Genomic DNA, 21050 nt, shown 5'->3' with positions numbered 1-21050 from the left:
AACATAAATCTAATATTCACTTGTTATATACTATGCAACCATTAACAGCAATATCCCCGATCGACGGGAGATACAGAGATAAAGTCGAAAATTTGTCCAATTATTTTTCTGAAAGTGCTTTAATCCGTTACCGGGTAACGGTGGAGGTGGAATATTTTATTGCCTTATGCGAAATACCTCTTCCCCAATTGGCCGGTTTCAATCACCAGACTTTCGAGCAATTACGGGAAATATACCTCAATTTCACCGTCGAAGATGCCCAGCGGATCAAAGACATCGAGAAAGTCACCAATCACGACGTGAAAGCTGTCGAATACTTTATCAAAGAAAAATTCGATGCTTTAAATCTGCAACCATACAAAGAATTCATCCATTTCGGCCTGACTTCACAGGATATCAACAATACAGCGGTTCCCTGTTCGTTCCGGGATGCCGTTCACGATGTCTATTATCCTGTCATCGACGAACTGATCGCCAAACTCGAAGAGCTGGCCGAAGAATGGAAAGAAGTGCCGATGCTGGCCAAAACTCATGGACAACCGGCTTCTCCTACCCGTTTAGGGAAAGAGCTCAAAGTATTCACTTACCGGTTGAGCCGTCAGTTAGAGTTATTGAAAAAAGTAGCTATTTCCGGAAAATTCGGTGGAGCTACCGGTAACTTCAATGCACACAACATTGCTTTCCCGGAAATCGACTGGGCTGAATTCGGAAACCGCTTTTTAACTCAAAAATTAAAAATCGAACGGGAAACATACACTACCCAGATTTCCAATTACGATAATTTTGCAGCTCTGTTCGATAACCTTCGAAGGATCAATAATATTATTATCGACCTCGACCGGGATTTCTGGACTTACATCTCGATGACTTATTTCAAACAGAAAATCAAAGCCGGTGAAGTCGGTTCGTCCGCTATGCCCCATAAAGTAAATCCGATCGATTTCGAAAATTCAGAAGGTAACCTGGGCATCGCCAATGCCATATTCGATCACCTGAGTAATAAGTTGCCGATTTCACGTCTTCAACGAGATCTCACCGACTCAACCGTACTGCGGAACATCGGTGTCCCTTTAGCCCATACGATTATTGCTGTCAAATCGACTTTGAAAGGGTTGAACAAGCTTATTATCAATAAAGAAGCGATCGAAAAAGATCTCGAAAAAAACTGGGCGGTCGTGGCCGAAGCCATTCAAACCGTTCTGCGCCGTGAAGGATATCCCAACCCCTACGAAGCACTGAAAGCCTTGACACGTACCAACAATAAAATTACACAAGAATCTATCGCAGAATTTATCGACACACTCGATATTTCAGCTGAACTGAAAAAAACTCTGAAACAGATTACTCCCTCGAATTATACAGGAATTTAGTTAAAGAGTTGCTGAGTTATAGAGTTATAGAGTTAAAGAGTTATGAAGTTTTGGAGTTTAAGAGTGCAACAACTCAGTAACTCAGCAACTCAGCAACTCAGCAACTTAGCAACTCAGCAACTCAGTAACTCAGCAACTCAGCAACTCAGCAACTTTACCTATGCACGATTTAATCCTTATTCTCAAGCGTTTTATTCCACCTTATAAACTCCGGGTTACCAAAAGTATCATCTTCAATTTCCTCCATGCGATTTTCGGAAGTCTTTCCATCGCGATGCTGGGACCTATCCTGAAGATTATATTCAACAACGAACAGGATGTAACTGAACTTGTTCCTTTCGAATTTAACAGTGAATCTATCGGACAAATTTTTAATTACTACATCACAACGATCAAATACACTTACGGTCCATCGACAACCTTAATTCTGATCGGGGTGGTAGCCATCGTAACTACTGCTTTAAAAACCGGTTTCGCCTATTTGGGAGCTTATGAATTGATTTATATCCGGAATGGAGTCGTCAGGGACATCCGTCGTAAAATCTATGCCAAAATATTATCCTTACCTCTTCCCTTCTTTTCCGAAGAGCGCAAAGGGGATATTATCGCCCGTATGACCGGAGATGTACAAGAAGTAGAAGCCTCCGTGATGAGTTCTTTGGATATGCTCTTCCAAAGTCCGATTTTGATTATTGTCTATCTGACTTCCATGTTGTTTATGAGCTGGCAGCTCACCTTATTTGTTTTCATTCTTCTCCCCATTATGGGTTTATTGATCGGCCGGGTAGGTAAAAACCTGAAGCGCCGTTCTTGGGAAGGACAAACGAAAATGGGAGAAATTCTGGCTTTAATGGAAGAGACTTTATCCGGTTTGCGAATCATCAAGGCTTTCAATGCAGAGCCCAAAATGACTGAAAAATTCTCAACGGAAAACGAAAGCTACCGGAAAATACAAAACCGTCTGATGCGGCGGCGTTCATTGGCCCATCCGATGAGTGAATTTCTCGGTACGATCGTCGTAGTCATCATCCTGTGGTTCGGAGGAACGCTGATTTTGAATAATACCGGCAACTTATCGGGTCCAAGTTTTATTATCTATATCGGTTTGTTTTATTCTATCATCAATCCGGCGAAAAACCTGACTAACGCCTATTACAGCGTCCAAAAAGGATTGGCAGCGATGGAGCGTATAGACGTTATTCTGGCTGCAGAATCTTCTATACAGGAACCTGAAAATCCGCGAAAACTGGAACAATTCCAACAAGCTGTCGAATACAAAGACGTCAACTTTTCATATAACGAAAGTAAACAGGTACTCAAAAACATCAATCTGGTCATTCCGAAAGGAAAAACGGTAGCCCTTGTCGGCCAATCGGGTTCCGGAAAAAGTACCTTTGTCGATTTGTTACCCCGTTTTTACGATGTGAATAGTGGAAAAATTTGTATCGACGGTATTGATATCCGGGAACTTTCTTTTTATAATTTGCGGGAATTTATGGGGAATGTAAACCAGGATCCTATTCTATTCAACGATACGATCTATAACAACATCGCTTTCGGTATCGAAAATGCCACTTTGGAACAGGTTGAACAAGCTGCCCGTATCGCTAATGCACACGAATTTATCTTACAAACCGAACACGGTTACCAAACCATAATCGGTGACCGGGGAGGCAAATTGAGTGGGGGCCAGCGCCAGCGCCTGAGTATAGCCCGTGCCGTATTGAAAAATCCTCCGATCATGATCCTGGACGAAGCCACTTCTGCCCTGGATACCGAATCGGAAAAACTAGTACAGGAAGCTCTGGATAATCTGATGAAAAACCGTACCTCTATCGTGATCGCCCACCGCCTGTCTACCATCAAAAATGCCGACCTGATTTGTGTCTTCCATGAAGGAGAAATCGTCGAACGGGGAACTCATGAAGAACTCCTGAGTCTGAATGGTATTTATACCAAATTGTATAGTATGCAGAGTTTTTAGAGGGGATAGAGTTGCTGAGTTACTGAGTTACTGAGTTGCTGAGTTGCTGAGTTATTGAGTTATTGAGTTATTGAGTTATTGAGTTTATATATGAATTTAAATAAATAAATTATGGGAGGAGTAGTTAAGTTTGAAGAATTGAATATTTGGCAGGAAGCCCGAAGGATTGTGAAGGAAATATACCAGAACACTGCATCCATTAAAGATATGGGTTTTAATGAGCAGATACAAAGGGCAGCTATTTCGATAATGAATAATATCGCAGAAGGGTTTGAATCCGGGAGCAATCCGATGTTCAAACGCTTTCTCTGTATATCTAAAGGAAGCTGTGGAGAAGTTAAAAGTATGCTTTATATTGCTAAAGATTTAAACTACATATCCGAAGAAAAAAGTGAATTACTCCTCCAGGATTGCCAGGGCCTATCTGTAGCAATTAACAAATTTATCCATTATCTGCAACAACACCCCACCCATTAACTCAGCCCCCCAACAACTCTATAACTCTATAACTCAGTAACTCAGCAACTCAGTAACTCAGCAACTCATTATGACAACCGAAGATAAACTTTTAGGAAAACAAGTCGAATATCCCCAACACTATTGTCCGGCTATTCTTGTAGCGGTCCCCCGGCGGCAAAACCGGGAAATCTATGGCATAGACCACCCGGACCATCTATTTTGTGGTTATGACAGCTGGCATGCCTACGAAGCCAGTTTTATCCTGGATAATGGTATACCGGTAGCCGGGATGTTGAAAATTACTTATCCGGCTTCCAGTCCCTCGATTGTAGAAAGTAAATCTTTAAAATTGTATTTAGGTTCCTTTCATATGGAAGCTTTAGGCAAGACACTCGGGCAGGCTGTCGACCGATTCGTTGCCACAGTAGCTGCCGATCTTAGTGCGTTGTTGTGTACCGAAGTAAAAGTCCATTTTTATGAAGATGTCCCTTCTTTTCTGCCTTTTGATTTCAATGATTACACCCTGCTGGAAAAAGAGCCCGACACCTATGCACTCCAGTTTTCCGTCTATCAGGAAAACCCCGCCTTACTGACCGAAAACATCCAGGAAGCAGGGGAATTAAAAGTATGTAGCCATCTACTGAAAAGTAACTGTAAGATCACCCGTCAACCCGATTGGGGAAGTTTGTACATTCATCTGAAAGGCCGGACACAACCGGCCTATGCCTCTCTGTTGAAATACATCGTTTCGCTGCGTAATGAAAATCATTTTCACGAAGAAATTTGTGAGATGACTTTCAAACGCCTCAGTGATCTTTTCCAACCCGAAATTCTCATGGTAAGTTGCTTATACACCCGTCGTGGCGGGATAGATATTTGTCCTTGCCGGGCCAACAAACCGGATTATCTGCCGCATTATCTGCCCCAAGCCGATATACTGACCCAGCGGAATTTCCGGCAATAACCGCCTGCTTTCTTTCTGTTAAACCCCCGTTCCTGTTTTAGCTGTCATCACCGTTTTCACTGTATTTATAAATCTATTTGCCGAGTATCTTTTCGTACGTACCGTCCTTCAACACTTCCAATCCTTTCTTCAGCATATCGTTCTCCTCATTCATAATCTGATACATCTCGTTCATATTCCAAAGATCCCGGGCTATCAATGCTTTCAGCTGCAATTTAATGGTAGGCAAAAGAGGTTTCAGTGCTTTATCGTCTCTGGGGATATCCGCTTTTTCCCCTGCTTTTACAATTTCATCGATCATGGCATCGGTCACCTGAAAATTCTTCACAAAAGAATCGAAATCAGGATATTTCTTTTTCAGCTGATCCCTGTTTTTATCGATATAATTGGCAATAAACTCACCGATTACATTTTTAGCGATCAGCCGGTTAAAGTACAAATAGCTGATCGTCGTATCGAGAGGCACGAACACGTCCGGGATAATACCTCCTCCACCGTATACAGGGCGTTGTTTTACTTTCGTAAAATATTTCAGGGAATCATTCACTACAATACTGTCAGCACTGACCATTTCTCCGCTCCGATACCGGTTATACAACTCGGCTTCATAATCTTCTTCGCCTTTCGAATAAGGTTTTTGTATACATCTCCCCGAAGGCGTATAATAGTGGGCTATCGTCAGCCGGACCATAGATCCGTCGGTCAGAGGAAACTGTCTTTGCACCAAGCCTTTCCCGAAAGACCTCCGGCCCACCAATACGCCCCTATCCCAATCCTGAACAGCTCCGGAAACAATCTCACTGGCAGAAGCCGAATTGCCGTCGATCAATACGACCACCCGTCCACCCTGCAAGAGTCCTATAGGCGTTGAATATTCTTCGCGCCGCCCGGAATTGACCCCGTCGGTATAAACGATCATCTTCCGTCCATCCAACAAGTGATCGGCGATACCGATAGCGGCTCCCATATATCCCCCTCCATTCGTCTGCAAGTCCAGTATCAAATCTTTCATCCCCTGAGCCTGCAATTTTTTGACAGCTTCCTCGAATTCATCGATCGTGGTCGCTGCAAAGCGGGATAACTTGATATATCCGGTCGTCTTATCCAGCATATAAGTAGCATCGATACTATAAATCGGAATTTTTCCCCGGATAATACGGAAATCCATATTTTCATGTCCTCTCAGCACGCCGACCTTGACAATCGTGCCTTCCTCTCCTTTCAAGCGTTTCCGGACCTCTGTATTCGATAATTTTTTCCCGGCGATATTCTCTCCGTCCACGGAAACGATCCGGTCTCCTGCCATCAATCCGGCCTTCTCGGAAGGGCCGCCAGGCACGATAGCCACAACAGCCAACGTATCCCGGAGAATAGTAAACTGAATACCTATACCGAAAAATCCACCTTCCAAAGGCTCGTTCATCTCATCCACTTCTTCCTTCGTGATATAAACCGAATGAGGATCGAGATCGGACAAAGCTTTTATAATCGCATCTTCCGTCAGCTTCTGCAAATTTACGGTATCGACATAAAAGGCATCGATATAGGCCATCAGCCGCTGATATTTTATGCTTTGTTCTCTCACCTGATTCTCCCGGTTTTGTGCTATCGTCCGGTTGAATAGTGCTCCTGTCAGCAGCAAGAGCCCTGTCAAAATAAAAAGTCTTTTCATCTTATTTAAAGTTACTTCGTTATCCAGGAATAGTTATATCTCTACTTCTTCTCAAGTTCCAATACTTCCAAATCTTTCATTTTCCCCTTTTCTATGACAAAACGGATGGCTGTCCTGACTTTATGGAAACCATACTTCCCGGCAGCCCCGGGATTGATGTGTAAACATCCCAGCGTCTTATCGAACATAACTTTCAGGATATGAGAATGGCCGCAGACAAACAGCTGCGGGCGTTCGTCGTACAATAGCGTCCGTATTCCGGCGTCATAATGTCCGGGATATCCTCCGATGTGGGTCATCACTGTTTTTACTCCTTCACAATCGAATATTAAAGTAGGGGCAAACATCGTCCTTATCTCTCCTCCATCGATATTACCGTATACAGCGCGTAAATTAAAGTTGGCGGCCAAACGATCGGTAACCGCTAAATCACCGATATCCCCGCAATGCCAAACCTCATCGCAATCTTTGAAAAAATCCAATATCTTGCTATCCAACCAGCCATGTGTATCCGATAATAATCCTATTTTCATAAGCTCTTATGCTCTTCTAATTTATAAAGCATCTTTATTTCTTCCGCCCAGTTTTCTTCATCGGGGGTTTCCAGAATCAGCGGCATACGATCGAAACGGGGATCTCTCATAATCCGGCGGAAAGTCTCTATACCCAATTCGCCTTTCCCGAGCACCTCGTGCCGATCGACATGAGAACCTTGCCCTTTTTTAGAATCGTTCAGATGCATACCTTTCAGATACTTCAATCCGATCACTTCATTGAAATGCTCAAAAGTTTCCTGAAAGCCGTTTTCACTCTTGAGGTCATATCCGGCAGCGAAAGCATGACAGGTATCGATACATACTCCAATCCGGTCTTTATCTTCAACTTTGTCGATAATATAGGCCAACTGTTCAAAAGTATATCCCAGATTAGACCCTTGTCCGGCCGTATTCTCAAGCACGGCACAGACACTCTTGGTCTTATCCAGCGTGATATTGATCGATTCGGCAATTATCGTCAGGCACTCCTCCTCACTCACTTTCTTCAACGAACTTCCCGGATGAAAATTGAGTAGTTTCAGTCCCAGTTGTTCACAACGCAACATTTCATCCAGAAAAGCACTCCTGGATTTTTCCAAAGCCTCTTTATCGGGATTTCCCAAATTGATCAGGTAACTATCATGAGGCAGAATCTGGTCGGCCGTATAACCGAATTCCTGACAACGCTGATGAAAACGTTCCACATTTTCAGCCGAATAGGGTGCTGCCACCCATTGGCGTTGATTCTTCGTAAATAAAGCGAAACTTTTCGCTCCGATCCGATGAGCATTTACAGGAGCATTCTCCACTCCACCCGATATACTGACATGTGCTCCGACATATTTCATATTCCGATGTCTTTTAATAATAATCTTCTGTTTAACTTCAGTCTCAAGAGGTATAACGCCCGATCAACACAAAAGTTCAATAATTTGCAAAGTTAATTTTTTATACTAAATATCTCATATCCCTCTCCCACAAGATCGTAATCTATCCTTAAAATCTATCCTCCGGGATTTACAAACCTACAAAAAGTTAGCCGAAATCTTACTTAACGTCTACAAAATTGGAAATAGTTTTATTAAAATAAAAGCGGGCATCTTCAACAATGCCCGCTTTCACATCTTCCGTCTTTCGGTTATTTAATCAACTCTACGCTTCTCTTCACAAATTTATTCAGTGCTTCTCCTTTCAACAGACCGTTAGCGAGTAAGGCAAGGTCGATCAACTGGCCGACCACCTGATTACCTTTACCATATTCCTGCAACAGCTCTTGTTTTTGTTTTCTCAAGCCATTGATCTTATCGTCATATTCTTTCTTCCGGTCTTTGTCGACTTGTGGAATTTCATCTTCTTTCTTCCCTTTGTTCAGTTCGTCGATCTCTGTTTTCTTCCCTTCATTTTCTTTAATTTCGAAATCGATCGGTTCGAGTTTAGCCGCCATTTCTTTCTGTTCATCAGCCAGGATATTCTTTACCAGCTTATGATCGGTATTCACCACCAACGTAAACTGGTCGTCCATAGCTCCATAGAATCCCATCCCCGGATTCATGGCAGCCATCTCTTTCATCCGCCGCATAAACTCAGAACGGGTGATTAAAACAGGATCGGCCGTTTCGCCCAACGCTTCGAAATTGACCACATACATGCCTCCTTCTTTGGGGAGTTGTGCATTGAAAACATCCTTCATCTCCTCCTGTTCAGCTTCGCTCCAATCGGTTTCCTTCGTTTCATTTTTAGGAATCAGTTTATCGATCACATCCGAGTCGACACGTAAAAATTTATGATCGGCATTTTTCTGCTCGATATGATTGATAAAATGCGTGTCCAACTGCCCATCCATCACCAAAACGTCATAGCCTTTATCCTTCGCAGCCTGGATGTAAGTATATTGTTCCTGTACGTCGGTAGCGTACAAATAAACGATATGATTGTCCTTATCCGTTTGGTTGACTTTCACCAGATTTTCATACTCTTCCAGGGTAAAATATTTTCCATCGGTATCTTTGAGCAGCACGATAGGATTGGCCCGTTCGGCAAATTTCTCATCTGTCAGCATGCCGTATTGGATAAATACCTTCAGGTCATCCCATTTTTTCTCGTACTCTTCCCGGTTGTTTTTGAAGATATCGGTCAGGCTGTCGGCCACTTTCTTCGTAATGTGGTTGGAAATCTTCTTCACATTCCGGTCACTTTGCAAATAGGAACGGGATACATTCAACGGAATATCCGGCGAATCGATCACCCCATGCAATAAAGTCAGGTATTCGGGTACGATCCCTTCGACAGAATCGGAAACATATACCTGATTGCTGTATAATTGAATTTTATTTTTTTGTATTTCAAACTTATTATCGATTTTCGGGAAATAAAGAATACCGGTCAGATTAAACGGATAATCTACATTCAAATGGATATGGAACAAAGGATCTTGTGCCATAGGATACAATTCCCGGTAGAATTTCTGGTAATCTTCTTCCTTCAGTTCGGATGGTTTACGTGTCCACAGCGGATTGGTGTCATTGATGATATTATCTTCTTCGGTATCGACATATTTTCCATCTTTCCATTCTTTCTTCTTTCCGAAAACAATCTCTATCGGGAGGAATTTACAATACTTCGTCAATAAATCCTGTAGCTTATTCTCTTCCAGGAAATCCTTTTCCTCGGCATTGATATACATAATGATATCCGTTCCCCGTTCGGCTTTTTCGGTATTTTCCAGGGTGTATTCGGTATCTCCTTCACCGGTCCATTTTACAGCCTGCGCTCCTTCTTTGTACGATTTGGTCACGATTTCCACCTTATCGCTCACCATAAAGGCAGAGTAAAATCCCAATCCGAAATGACCGATGATCGTAGCGGCATCATCTTTATGTTTTTCCAAAAATTCTTCTGCTCCCGAAAAAGCAATCTGGTTGATGTATTTTTCCACCTCTTCCTGGGTCATACCGATACCGTTATCGGATACCGTCAAAGTACCTGCCTCTTTGTCAGCTTTCACCCGCACCCGCAAATTAGAAGCCTCCCCTTTAAATTCTCCCGAAGACGCCAATACTTTCAATTTCTGTGTAGCATCTACTGCATTCGACACTATCTCACGAAGAAAAATTTCATGATCCGAATAGAGAAACTTCTTAATAATCGGAAATAAATTCTGTGTTGATACTCCTATTTTTCCAGTTGCCATAGTATATCTGTTTTTAAGTTTTTAATTTCAAGTTTACGCAGGTAAATACACAATTGTTATGCCAAAAACACCAACGTGACAAAAAGACAGCCCAAGTTTTAAATCCATGACTACTCCGTAAGAATAAAACAAAGTACCTACCAAAACAATTTTTATATATATAAAGGAAGGCAGTTATATACATATTTACACTCATAAACGTAGAATTATTCTGTCGTTATTTATTCGTCTTCGGTGATCGGAATTGGCGACCCGGTCGCTTCTGTCGGTCGTCTGGCTTTTTCTATCACTGACCGGCGGAACTCCTCACTCCGTTCGTCAGACACCACCGGTCGGGCGTTCAGAAAAAGTAAGACGACACTCGCCAGAGCTCCAATGGTCGCCAATCCCGATCACCTCCGACTTACGTTATCACTGAATTGCAGATTGGTCTTGATTTAAGAAAGATTATTCGCACTGGAAATAATCCGGACGGTCCGTCTTCCTGCTGCTGCAAATTTCCGCTTGTATTTTCTTTGCCGGTTAGCTCTAGCGTTAGATGAAGGGTTTTATGGCGGAAGACCATTGGAGCAGGAACGAGTGTCCGGTTAGGTTTTCCGAACGGCCGACCGGTGGTGTCTGACGAACGGAGTGAGGAGTTCCGCCGGTCAGTGAAGGAAAGCCTTACCGGACTGTTCCAGGCGAACCGGTCTGACGGGATAAAACCCGGAATCGGAATAGAAAGAAAAAAATTAAACCTACGTTTATTGGTGTAAATATGTATATAACTGCCATAAATTATTACGTGAATGGTCGTTTACTCAGAAAAATGACAAAACAGGTCATCTGGGAATACCGGTCTATTTATGGAACGATACGACAATATTATTTTTAAAAAATACACAAGGTTGGGGAGCCACCAATAGCCTGAACAAGGGAATAAAGAAATCACTGGAAGGGGCCGATATACTCAATGTTTACTCGATTCCTGACAACCAAAAAATACATTCTTTCTTCTCTTGCGAAGATATTTTCGGATATTGGCTTCATAATCAATTGTATGTTTTTCAGGATTCCCTGTGTTTTTATCACGAGAAGAACGGGTATGTCTATGATGTTTTCCAGGATCGGGTTACACCCCGGTATAAAATCGATAAAGGAAATTACAGCGCCGAAACCCCAAAGGAAGAATTTATGCATCTCAAAAAATATCGTGGAATAGCTATGCATTTTCTGAATGAAACCGATAAATATGTAATCGGAGTTTACAATTTTGGCAATCGGTATTATTATTTTGGGTACGATAAAAAAAGCCATGTGACCAAAAACTTCAAATTAGTAGATGATGACCTGTTGAAAACAGGAATAACAAAATCTACCTCTTTCCCCTCCAAGTATTTTAGTCCATGGCACAATAAAATGCAATTTCCTACTGATTATCTATACTTTTTTTTCACCCCGGCAAGATATGCAAAATTAATCGAACACATCCGATCCCGGTTATCGGAAAAAGAATGGGAAGCATATAAAGAAGAACATGCCGATCTGATGAAAATATACGACGGACTGGATGAGAATAGCAATACAATTATTTTGGGACTAAAATTCAAATGATCCGGGAACCGAAGCATTTCTCTCCGGCATGACAAAGGAATTCTCTTCATAAACCGGAAATGATTTTCAATCCAGCAGGTGCTTTCGGATCGATAGCTAAGAGATGAGAAATTTCCAGTGAATTATCTCATCTCTCAGCTTTATTTATCCCAGCATCGGTTTAACGATGCCGAACAACAGGCAGGCAATAATAAAAGTAACCAGAATATTAAAAGTCTGTGCAGTAAGAAAAGACCACATGACATTGCGGTTTTCACGGGAGACAATATCTTTTATCTGGGTTTCCAGTCCTACACAGACAAATGCCAAACTGAAAAAAACAGTACTGAACATTTTAGCGATTCCCGGTTCGATGAGTTTCCCTTTTTCATTTACCAGGAAAAGGTCATTTGCCTGAAAGATACTGAATACGAGTGAAGCTGCAACAAAACCGATAATAAACTTCGGGAATTTTTCCCAGACAATCCCCAGAGAAGGAGAATTACTACCTTTCTCTCCCCGGGTAGAAAGGTATAAGGCTATAAAAAAAGCTACAAAACCGATTAAAACATTCTGGGCTCCTTTGATAATAACAGCATGCTGGTTCGATAATTCGCTGACGATAGCACTGGAAGCGGCAACACCACTTGTCGTATCGATGGTTCCGCCGATCCAGGCACCGGCCACTTCCTGTATTACCTGAGGGTCGTCGAATAGGACAGGAAGGAGCAGATGGGCCAGCCAGGGCATCATATAGATCATAGGAACGACAATGATTAATACCAAAGAAACAATATAAGATAATTTTTTGTCATCGCCTCCTGCAACACGTGCAGCTGTAATACAAGCAGAAACTCCGCAAATAGAGACCCCACTGGACAGGATCATGGCAGAACGCTGGTCAACTCCCAACCGCCGGGAGATAAAATAGGCGAAAAACCATACGATACTCACAACCAAGACAGCCTGTACAAGACCTACTGCACCGGATTTCATGACATCACTGAAAAGAATAGTCGCTCCTAAACAAACCACCCCGATTTTAATGAAAAACTCACTTTGAATAGCAGGTTTCATCCAGGCAGGTACGCGAAAAACATTGCGAATAATCAAACCGAAGATAACAGAGAAAAAGACAGATTCGAATCCATAATAGCTTACTTGAGGCAGGGCTGCCGTAATCTGTGCCAATAAAGAGACAGAAAATACAGCGATCAGGGAAAGGAATAAACCTTTTAAGGGTCTGCCGAGTAAAAGCCAGCCGATATAAAGTATGACTAATACAATAACGAAAAGAAATATTGCATTTCCCCAGGATTCCATATCGGCCAGATGTTTGGGAATACGGGGAAGATAATTGGGAGTAATGATGGCAAAAGCCAGTAAAAGAATACTGACAGCCACAACCACCCAATCTTCTGTCTTAAATTGTTCAAACCATTTTTTCATATATATTTTAATTAAATTTTAAAATTTTGGAATGCGAAGAAAGTTATTTTTTGCGATAATACTTTACGTCTAAATGCTTAATTTTAAGAAAAGTCTTATAGAAGGAATAAGGTCAGACAAAGATGTCCATCTTTGGGGACGAACAAGTAGCTAAATAGTTGTATCATAAATTGGGAGAATGTTACTTAATAGATACCTCCGTTCCGGATCATTTCGGTAAAAGCGGTATCGATAAAAGGTAATTTAAATTCTTCCCGATTCAGAAAAATCCGTTCATCTTCGACATCTATTTCTATCTGGTCACCGCTCCGGTATTTCTCCACTAAGGCAGGTGCAACAATAATCCATAATCCATTATTGGCAGCCATTCTAAAAAAACGGCGATCCACCGATTTCACGATAATCGCTTTGATACCGGCCTCCCTTAAACCGACAACTGCATGTTGTAATAACTTTCCACAGCCGAAATTTTCTCCTCCGAGCATCAAGTCGTCCACCTGGACGTTTTTTGCAAAAGAGGCATCCAAACCTGCCAACAAATAAGGTTGTATCGCTTTAAAATTATCCGGTGCAATCCGGTAAGTACATGCTTCATCGAACAATTGTTCACAGGCAATGCTGTTCAAATCCCCATAATTCCAAACCCGATTATGATAACGACGCTCGAACTCATTCACAGTTACCCACACTTTAGGCATTTCCCAATAAGGATATTTTGCATCGGTCCGTTCAACTTCTACTGTCAAAACTCCGGTCAAAGCAGTCATCGCCACAGTCGCCGGGGACGCTACGTATTTCTCTACACCGATAGCCGACAGCCTTCGCATCGAATTGCTGTTTACTGTAGTAATAAAACGACGGGTATCCGCCATTATCATATGGCTGCTACCCAAGCAAGGACCACAACTGGACCCTAATATAGAGGCTCCTGACTTCACTAACCGATCGATAATCCCCTCCTGAATGGCCTGCAAATAAATCTCCCGGGAAGCCGGGACGATAGAAAGCTGGAACCCCGAAGCAATCTTTTTTCCATCCAAAATCCGGGCAACCACTCTTAAATCTTCCAACCGCCCACTGGCACAAGCTCCGATCAATCCCTGCTGAATTTCCAGCCTACCCCATTCTCCAGGTGCTTTTATCTCGTTTATTTCTCCGACTTCCATCACCAACGGGATCACCTGCGCCAAATCGACCTCGAATTCCTTGTAATACATAGCATCCCGATCCGCCCAAACACCCTGTACGGCATAATCACCGAAATAATCCGCCAACTTATCGTCGGGCGGGAAAGCTGCGCTCTTCAACCCCATCTCAGCAGTAACATTAGCCAGGGTCATCCGGTCGGCGATAGACAAGGCAGGCACCCCCTCTCCATGAAACTCCAACGATTTATAGGCGACATTTTCTTCCCGGAGCATCCCCATTATCCACAAAGCCAAATCCTTGGCATATACTCCCTCCGGCAAACGATTTTTCAAACTAATCTTAATCGTTTCAGGTACCCTGAACCACATTTCGCCTTCTTTCCAAAGTACCGCCGTTTCCGTCTTATTCAACCCCACAGCCATACAATTGAAAGCGCCTGCCGTACAGGTATGGCTGTCGTTTCCTACAATCAATCCTCCCGGTTTCAGCTGCCCGGCCAATATTTCATGACAGATCCCTTTGTCACAATCGAAGAAATGCTCTACTTTCTGTTCGTCCATAAAACGATGGATCGAATTATAATCCCGGATCAACTCATCGGTTGTCCCGGTCATTTTACGATCCAGTACAACCAGCAACTTTCCGGCATCTTTCAGCTTTTCCCCACCCATTTCTTCAAAAATTTTCCGGATACGGGCAGAATTATCATGACTCATCACGATATCCGGCCGCCGTATAACTATACTTCCGGCAGGCGCATTAAGTATTTTTTCGACAAAGGTTCTCATAGCTTATTCAATTCAGTTTATAAAACTAGCCATTAAACTTTATAAACTAAAATTCATTGTCCTGATAAATTTATTCTTTTATCATTTTATCTGTAAAAAGGATACCGTTCAAATGATCGATTTCATGCTGAAAGATCACAGCCGTAAATCCCCGGATAGTATCGCATACCGGTTCCCACGTATTCCGATACTCCACCTTCACCTCGAATTTAAAAGTTGAATCCGTTTTTTCACGACTCAACATCCGTTTAATCGAGGTCAGTTCAGGGATATAACGAACCACGATTTCATTCGAACGCCATACCTCGCCAACGACATCCGGAACAGACAGACACCCCTCTTTTCCCAAAGACTGCTCTTCAGAAGCCGACACAATACCCGGGTTGATGTAAAACTCAAAAGGAGCTCCCGGTTTATCGTACCGCTGTACAGCGATCAATCGCCGGCTTATTCCCACCTGGGGAGCAGCAATACCGACACCCGGGTCCGCCGAATCGTTTACTGTCGCCAGCATCCGTTGCTTCAATACCTGAAAAAGTTCCGTCCGGATCTCCCCGGGAGTCAATTCTATGGCCTGCTGACGTAAAAATAAAGAATCTTCCCGGTTATCGGTCTTCCATACCCGCATTATCCCCCCGCCTTCCTTTATCACCTTCACCTCCTGAGGGGTAAAGCTCGTACTGCATCCCACCCAAACAAACAACCCGACGATTCCTAACCAATATTTCAGCATGTTAGCGATTATTTCAGTTTATATCCAATTCTACCGTATAAGTTTGACCCGGTTTGAAATCTGCATTGTAAACCAACAGAAAATTCTCATCTACAGCAGCTTTCCAATCCTGACCGGCAGACAGACGCGGATTATTCAGACGCTGAGGAAAGAAATAACTGAATGGCAGATCGAGTACATGTTCTTGTTTGAACCGGTCTCCTTTCATTCTCTCCAAACTGAAATTTTCCTTGGTTTGTATCGTCACAGTACACTTGTTCCCCTGTACAGAAGTATTCACTGTATAATCGTTCTCTTCGGCTATTTCCTGTAACCGCACATTCCATTTAGGATCTCCGTAATAAGCCAAAACATCCCGGTCATGCACAAAACCGATCTGATCATGTGTAGGTTCTACTCCGATCGTCTCCTGAATTAAACGGGGAGCTTCCTGGAATTCCTCTTCCGTATAAGGATAGGCCAAAGTAACTAATTTAGGATCCCATTCATTCAGTTGATACATTAAATCCTGCTGATTCATATATATAGCCTCTGCCAGGGAATAACGTCCCGGATTGGTCAGCCAATACTTCAATCCTCCCCAACCGTTACGACCATGCCAGGTAGTCACGACATATCCGATCATCGTCGCCGCATTACCACTGTTCATCCAAGCGATCGCCATACTCTCTTTGGTATTATTGACATTACCGATCAGGCAATTCCCAACGGCAAAATATACTTTTCTTTTTCCGCTTTCCTTCATATTTTGCGGATCATTCGGAAAATCCATATACAACTGTCCGTCTTTCGCTTTGATATTTCCCAAAGAAAAAGGCATCTCCAGATTTCGCTCGGTAGCATGTGCAGCTGTCACGACCAAATCAGGATTATAAGTAGCATATAAATTATAGAAAGTCTGCATTTCATCCACCGGATTTACCCTCGGCATCATTACCGTATCGAACCCGCCTTTCCGGTTACGACTTAACATCTTCGTCGGTACCTGAGGTAACTGATAGGTCACTACCGTATCCTGTGCAGATTTTTTTTCTCCCCACATTCCCTGCGTATGATCGTCCACCCAACCATACCGATCGAACCATTTGGCCGAATGTAACTCCCAAATCGAAGCGACAGCATCCTTGATAATCAAAGGTTCCGTTGAATTATTTACCATTTTCATCGCCCCGGCAGCATCATATCCGGTGATAATTCCCCATAAAAAATCAGCGTAGATATCGTTATCTACTTTCCGGCTCAACCGATGCATTTCCATTACATAATCCCTCCCCAGAGTCTCCGGTTTTTCTACAATAGCCACATATCTGGGATGTATCTGTTGTAATTGGGGCAATAATTCCGCCGGATCTTCCCGATAGGACAACAAAGCCGCCCGATGCTTATTCTGTAAGGCCTCCGCCACTTTCATCCAAGCCGTATCCTCAGCAACACCCTTACCGGCAATAACTACATATTCATTCTCTTTCGGAGCACACTGCCACATCAGCACACTCAACAAACACCCAAAAAAATAAGTTCTCACTTTCATATTAATACTTTATTTGCACGAATAGTTTTATTTTTTCAAATATACAACATTATTAGAATATCCACGAAAAAATAAACCAATTTCCTACTTCCCCCTTTTTAACTATACTCCTCCCCATAACCTCTGCCCCCCCTTATAACTCTTCCAACTCTTATAACTCTTATAACTCTTATAACTCTTTTAACTCTTCCAACTCTTATAAAAAAGGGCTACAGGAGATCTCCCATAACCCTTTTATTTTATAAGATTACCTAAAAACGTTACTCCCGATACATCTTATCCAATTGTTCTTTGATATTTTCGTTGACGATATAATCGTCAAAATCCATTCGTTTGTCGATAATCCCATTCGGAGTCAGTTCGATCACCCGATTACAAACCGTTTGGATAAACTCATGGTCATGCGAATTCATCAAAACCACTCCCTTGAAGGATACCAAAGTATTGTTAAAAGCCTGTATCGATTCCAAATCGAGATGATTAGCCGGAGAATCGAGCAGCAGTACATTCGCATTATTCAACATCATCCGGGCGATCATACAACGCATTTTCTCTCCTCCCGACAACACTTTCACATTCTTGTATATGTCTTCCCCGGAAAACAGCATCTTCCCCAGGAAACCACGCAGGAAAGTCTCGCTCGTATCGGCAGAATATTGCCCTAACCAATCGATCAGACGCATTTCGGTATCGAAAAATGCCGAATTATCCAAAGGCAGATAAGCGGTCGTTATAGTCACACCCCACGTATAGTCACCGCTATCCGGTTTTTCATTACCGGCAATAATTTCCAACAAAGCGGTCATGGCACGCGGATCCCGGGACAGGAAAACGATCTTATCGTCTTTCTCTACCGCAAACTCAACCTCTTTGAACAGGCATTTTCCATCTATACTCTTGCTCAGATTCCGGACTTCCAGAATCTTGTTGCCCACTTCCCGTTCCGGAGTAAAAATAATACCGGGATATTTCCGTGTAGAAGGCATAATCTCTTCGATATTGAGCTTTTCCAGCATCTTTTTACGACTCGTAGTTTGTTTGGACTTGGCCACGTTCGCACTAAACCGGGAAATAAATTCCTGCAATTCTTTCCGCTTTTCTTCAGCCTTTTTATTCTTAGCCTGAGCCTGACGTAAAGCCAACTGACTGGACTCATACCAGAAACTATAGTTCCCGGCAAAAAGAGTAATCTTACCGTAATCGATATCTACCGAATGGGTACATACAGAATCCAAAAAGTGACGGTCGTGTGAAACCACCAACACCGTATTTTCATAATTCGCCAGATAATTTTCCAGCCACATGACAGTCTCGAGGTCCAGATCATTGGTCGGTTCGTCCAAAAGCAGGTTATCCGGTTTTCCGAACAAGGCTTGTGCCAGCAATACCCTCACTTTTTGCTTACCACTTAAATCCTTCATTAAAGAATAATGCAAATCTTCGGATATTCCCAATCCACTTAACAGATTGGCTGCATCGCTCTCGGCATTCCAACCGTCCATTCCTGCAAATTGTTCTTCCAACTCAGCAGCCCGGATACCGTCTTCATCCGAAAAATCTTCCTTCAGATAGATCGCATTTTTTTCCTGCATCACCTCCCACAGCTTCATATGTCCCTGTAACACGGTGTCCAATACCGTACACTCATCGTAAGCAAAGTGATCCTGTTTCAAGACAGACAAACGCTCTCCCGGTCCGAACATCACAGTCCCCCGGGTCGGCTCTAAATCTCCGCTCAAAATTCTCAAAAAAGTCGATTTCCCGGCTCCGTTCGCCCCGATCACACCGTAACAATTCCCCGGCGTAAACTTCAAATTAACGTCCTGAAACAACGTCCGCTTTCCAAACTGAATCTCTAAATCTGAAACTGTAATCATGTTTATATCTTATTTTTACTGATAATCAATGTTTTCCCCATCCCCACAAAACGTCCGTAAAGATAGATTTTTATTTCTTTGTTTACAAACGGAACCAGAGTTTAATCAGACCTCCCCGATTAAATTCAAACGCTCCAACACTTCATTTTTATGGGATTTACTGATCGGTATCCGGCAATTGCCGATAAACAACATATTACCGATAAACGAATCCACGCTATTTATATTGACGATATAAGAACGATGTACCCGAACAAAATCCTGAACCGGTAAATAGGAAGTAATCTCCGTGAGATTGAATGACAATAACAATTCCCGGGCATTATCCATAAACAGCTTGCAATAGCTTCCCTCCGCCTTGATCCAACGGATGAATTTAAAATCGATACGCCGGAAATAAGCCCCTTCTTTTACAAAAAAAAAATCAGCTTTTCTCCCTCTCCAAACAGACTGTCCGGAATGTCTCCAATGAAAAGGTTGTGCAAAAGTAATCTCACAATCCATTTTCCGTATCAACCGATACACTTCCTCTTCCGTATCACATTCCAGACAGACTACATTACTCTCCGGACATTGCATGATTGTGATCACCAATACATGCCCTTCTGTTTTAATCATAAAATATTTTTCCATCCACATATAATATTAATAACATACAGAAGGAAAAATAAATTCAAACCATAAGATACAAAAATAAATTTCACAAACACAAAACATATGTTTGCCAATGCGATAAAATAGTTTATCATTCCGAACGGTAAAAATCACATTCTGCCGTAGCATCTCCAACCAACAAATAAGCATAAATCGTATGTTTTACCAAATCGTTTTCGGGATTATTCATATACAATTTTTGAATACCGTAATTGAATATTTCGCCGGCACGTTTCAGTTTTTTCAGAGCGATTCCTTCCCAAAGCCATTTATCGAATTCATGATTGACAACGGTATAAGAAGGTACGGCAGCTCCCAGGAAAGAGACAGCTTTGCCTTGCCGGATCCATTCACAACCAAAACAATGCTCTTTTTCCAGGGCATTATTCGAACATGCGATACTTAATACCTGAGGTATTTTATCTACATTCTTCAATTGCACCAGATCGTCAGAAGTCAACCCATTCCCTGCCTGCCAGCCCGTCGGAAGCCCGTGTCCCCGATAATTGATAAATCCGACTCCCTGATTGATCGTTTCGATAATTTCTTCTTTTGTCGCCTGACCGTCATAACGCTTATAAACCTGGAAATCGGAAGCGATAATACCGGCTACTTCTTCTGTACATTCGTTATAATCTTCCCGGTTATAGGAAGTCAGCAGTACAGATTTTCCCCACTCCTTACGCGTTTGAGCATAACGAATAAAATAATCACACATGTTCTTCATTTCTTCCGGCTCCGATGCAGGAAAACGGGATACGACGACATCGGGCGACAAATCGCCCTTTAAGTCGGCATAGAAATGATCGGACGAAATTCTGGCCCCCAAAAAGTATTCCCAATGTGTCGGTATATCCGTAATATTTCCACCTAACAGAATATAGCGGGGAGAAATACGCCAATTTTCAGCAGCATAACACAAAAACTCCCGGATCTGCTCATCCATCCCCGATTGTCCGCCGAATTCCGATATGATCTGCCCGGTATCGGCCAAAGCTACTTTGAAATCCCGGCTTTTAAATTCGAGGAAATCATCGAACGCCGGTCTCAAGTCCGGTTTAGTCACGATCAGCAATTCGGCACAATTAGCGGGATTCTTTAACGTTCGTATATCTTCCCTAC

At 42.6% G+C, this 21050-nt stretch carries 16 protein-coding genes; 5 read left to right on the top strand and 11 right to left on the bottom strand.

Annotated features, from left to right (window positions below; all coding sequences use genetic code 11):
- Positions 1-32: 32 nt before the first annotated feature.
- From purB to WS34_RS07535, 4 genes are all read left to right on the top strand, one after another.
- Entirely contained in the window at positions 33-1370 is a 1338-nt protein-coding gene (gene purB, locus WS34_RS07550) for an adenylosuccinate lyase (protein ID WP_013611209.1), read from the top strand.
- A gap of 160 nt (positions 1371-1530) precedes the next feature.
- Complete coding sequence (locus WS34_RS07545) at positions 1531-3354, top strand: ABC transporter ATP-binding protein (protein ID WP_013611210.1); 1824 nt, start codon at positions 1531-1533, stop codon at positions 3352-3354.
- A gap of 111 nt (positions 3355-3465) precedes the next feature.
- Positions 3466-3831 carry a four helix bundle protein gene (locus WS34_RS07540; RefSeq protein ID WP_022160835.1) on the top strand — a complete coding sequence of 122 codons (366 nt, stop codon included), beginning with the start codon at positions 3466-3468 and terminating at the stop codon, positions 3829-3831.
- Positions 3832-3901: 70 nt separating this feature from the next.
- A complete protein-coding gene (locus tag WS34_RS07535) occupies positions 3902-4777 on the top strand; it encodes a 7-cyano-7-deazaguanine reductase (protein ID WP_046404073.1) in 876 nt (291 codons plus the stop codon).
- Positions 4778-4850: 73 nt separating this feature from the next.
- Here the strand turns inward: WS34_RS07535 and WS34_RS07530 are convergent, their stop codons facing one another.
- From WS34_RS07530 to htpG, 4 genes are all read right to left on the bottom strand, one after another.
- Positions 4851-6449: a S41 family peptidase gene (locus WS34_RS07530; protein ID WP_013611213.1), complete on the bottom strand. Its 1599-nt coding sequence runs from the start codon at positions 6447-6449 to the stop codon at positions 4851-4853.
- Between the two features lie 41 nt (positions 6450-6490).
- Complete coding sequence (locus tag WS34_RS07525; RefSeq protein ID WP_013611214.1) at positions 6491-6982, bottom strand: metallophosphoesterase family protein; 492 nt, start codon at positions 6980-6982, stop codon at positions 6491-6493.
- Positions 6979-7833, bottom strand: coding sequence for a deoxyribonuclease IV (nfo, locus tag WS34_RS07520; RefSeq protein WP_046404072.1), 855 nt, complete (start codon positions 7831-7833; stop codon positions 6979-6981). Before nfo ends, WS34_RS07525 begins: the two co-directional genes overlap by 4 nt.
- A 290-nt stretch (positions 7834-8123) precedes the next feature.
- A complete protein-coding gene (htpG, locus tag WS34_RS07515) occupies positions 8124-10175 on the bottom strand; it encodes a molecular chaperone HtpG (RefSeq protein WP_046404070.1) in 2052 nt (683 codons plus the stop codon).
- A gap of 1173 nt (positions 10176-11348) precedes the next feature.
- On the opposite strand from htpG, the gene WS34_RS07505 reads away from it, so the two are divergent.
- Positions 11349-11768, top strand: a complete 420-nt coding sequence (locus WS34_RS07505) for a hypothetical protein (protein WP_286693666.1) — start codon at positions 11349-11351, stop codon at positions 11766-11768.
- A gap of 144 nt (positions 11769-11912) precedes the next feature.
- Here WS34_RS07505 and WS34_RS07500 read toward each other — a convergent pair whose 3' ends face one another.
- The 7 genes from WS34_RS07500 to WS34_RS07470 form a co-directional block, all read right to left on the bottom strand.
- Positions 11913-13196 carry a YeiH family protein gene (locus tag WS34_RS07500; RefSeq protein ID WP_046404063.1) on the bottom strand — a complete coding sequence of 428 codons (1284 nt, stop codon included), beginning with the start codon at positions 13194-13196 and terminating at the stop codon, positions 11913-11915.
- Positions 13197-13381: 185 nt separating this feature from the next.
- A complete protein-coding gene (locus tag WS34_RS07495; RefSeq protein ID WP_046404062.1) occupies positions 13382-15133 on the bottom strand; it encodes an aconitase family protein in 1752 nt (583 codons plus the stop codon).
- Positions 15134-15203: 70 nt separating this feature from the next.
- Positions 15204-15866, bottom strand: a complete 663-nt coding sequence (locus WS34_RS07490) for a peptide deformylase (protein WP_046404059.1) — start codon at positions 15864-15866, stop codon at positions 15204-15206.
- Positions 15867-15879: 13 nt separating this feature from the next.
- Positions 15880-17397, bottom strand: a complete 1518-nt coding sequence (locus tag WS34_RS07485; protein ID WP_046404058.1) for a hypothetical protein — start codon at positions 17395-17397, stop codon at positions 15880-15882.
- Positions 17398-17657: 260 nt separating this feature from the next.
- A complete protein-coding gene (locus tag WS34_RS07480) occupies positions 17658-19274 on the bottom strand; it encodes an ABC-F family ATP-binding cassette domain-containing protein (protein ID WP_013611221.1) in 1617 nt (538 codons plus the stop codon).
- Between the two features lie 105 nt (positions 19275-19379).
- Entirely contained in the window at positions 19380-19907 is a 528-nt protein-coding gene (locus WS34_RS15490) for a LytR/AlgR family response regulator transcription factor (RefSeq protein ID WP_022160204.1), read from the bottom strand.
- A 112-nt stretch (positions 19908-20019) separates the two neighbouring features.
- Positions 20020-21050, bottom strand: a 1031-nt coding sequence (locus tag WS34_RS07470; protein ID WP_046404057.1) for a C25 family cysteine peptidase, incomplete at its 5' end; no start/stop codon positions are given.

It is taken from the genome of Odoribacter sp. N15.MGS-14, from assembly GCF_000980245.1.
Lineage (GTDB): Bacteria > Bacteroidota > Bacteroidia > Bacteroidales > Marinifilaceae > Odoribacter > Odoribacter splanchnicus.
Note: the sequence above shows the minus strand (reverse complement) of the source record. Positions and strands in the feature narration are given on the sequence as shown.

Bases quoted from the DNA above. Each gene is read 5' to 3' on its own strand.
- purB (WP_013611209.1), top strand. From the start codon at position 33: ATGCAACCATTAACAGCAATATCCCCGATCGACGGGAGATACAGAGAT.
- WS34_RS07545 (WP_013611210.1), top strand. From the start codon at position 1,531: ATGCACGATTTAATCCTTATTCTCAAGCGTTTTATTCCACCTTATAAA.
- WS34_RS07540 (WP_022160835.1), top strand. From the start codon at position 3,466: ATGGGAGGAGTAGTTAAGTTTGAAGAATTGAATATTTGGCAGGAAGCC.
- WS34_RS07535 (WP_046404073.1), top strand. From the start codon at position 3,902: ATGACAACCGAAGATAAACTTTTAGGAAAACAAGTCGAATATCCCCAA.
- WS34_RS07530 (WP_013611213.1), bottom strand. From the start codon at position 6,449: ATGAAAAGACTTTTTATTTTGACAGGGCTCTTGCTGCTGACAGGAGCA.
- WS34_RS07525 (WP_013611214.1), bottom strand. From the start codon at position 6,982: ATGAAAATAGGATTATTATCGGATACACATGGCTGGTTGGATAGCAAG.
- nfo (WP_046404072.1), bottom strand. From the start codon at position 7,833: ATGAAATATGTCGGAGCACATGTCAGTATATCGGGTGGAGTGGAGAAT.
- htpG (WP_046404070.1), bottom strand. From the start codon at position 10,175: ATGGCAACTGGAAAAATAGGAGTATCAACACAGAATTTATTTCCGATT.
- WS34_RS07505 (WP_286693666.1), top strand. From the start codon at position 11,349: ATGCATCTCAAAAAATATCGTGGAATAGCTATGCATTTTCTGAATGAA.
- WS34_RS07500 (WP_046404063.1), bottom strand. From the start codon at position 13,196: ATGAAAAAATGGTTTGAACAATTTAAGACAGAAGATTGGGTGGTTGTG.
- WS34_RS07495 (WP_046404062.1), bottom strand. From the start codon at position 15,133: ATGAGAACCTTTGTCGAAAAAATACTTAATGCGCCTGCCGGAAGTATA.
- WS34_RS07490 (WP_046404059.1), bottom strand. From the start codon at position 15,866: ATGCTGAAATATTGGTTAGGAATCGTCGGGTTGTTTGTTTGGGTGGGA.
- WS34_RS07485 (WP_046404058.1), bottom strand. From the start codon at position 17,397: ATGAAAGTGAGAACTTATTTTTTTGGGTGTTTGTTGAGTGTGCTGATG.
- WS34_RS07480 (WP_013611221.1), bottom strand. From the start codon at position 19,274: ATGATTACAGTTTCAGATTTAGAGATTCAGTTTGGAAAGCGGACGTTG.
- WS34_RS15490 (WP_022160204.1), bottom strand. From the start codon at position 19,907: ATGGAAAAATATTTTATGATTAAAACAGAAGGGCATGTATTGGTGATC.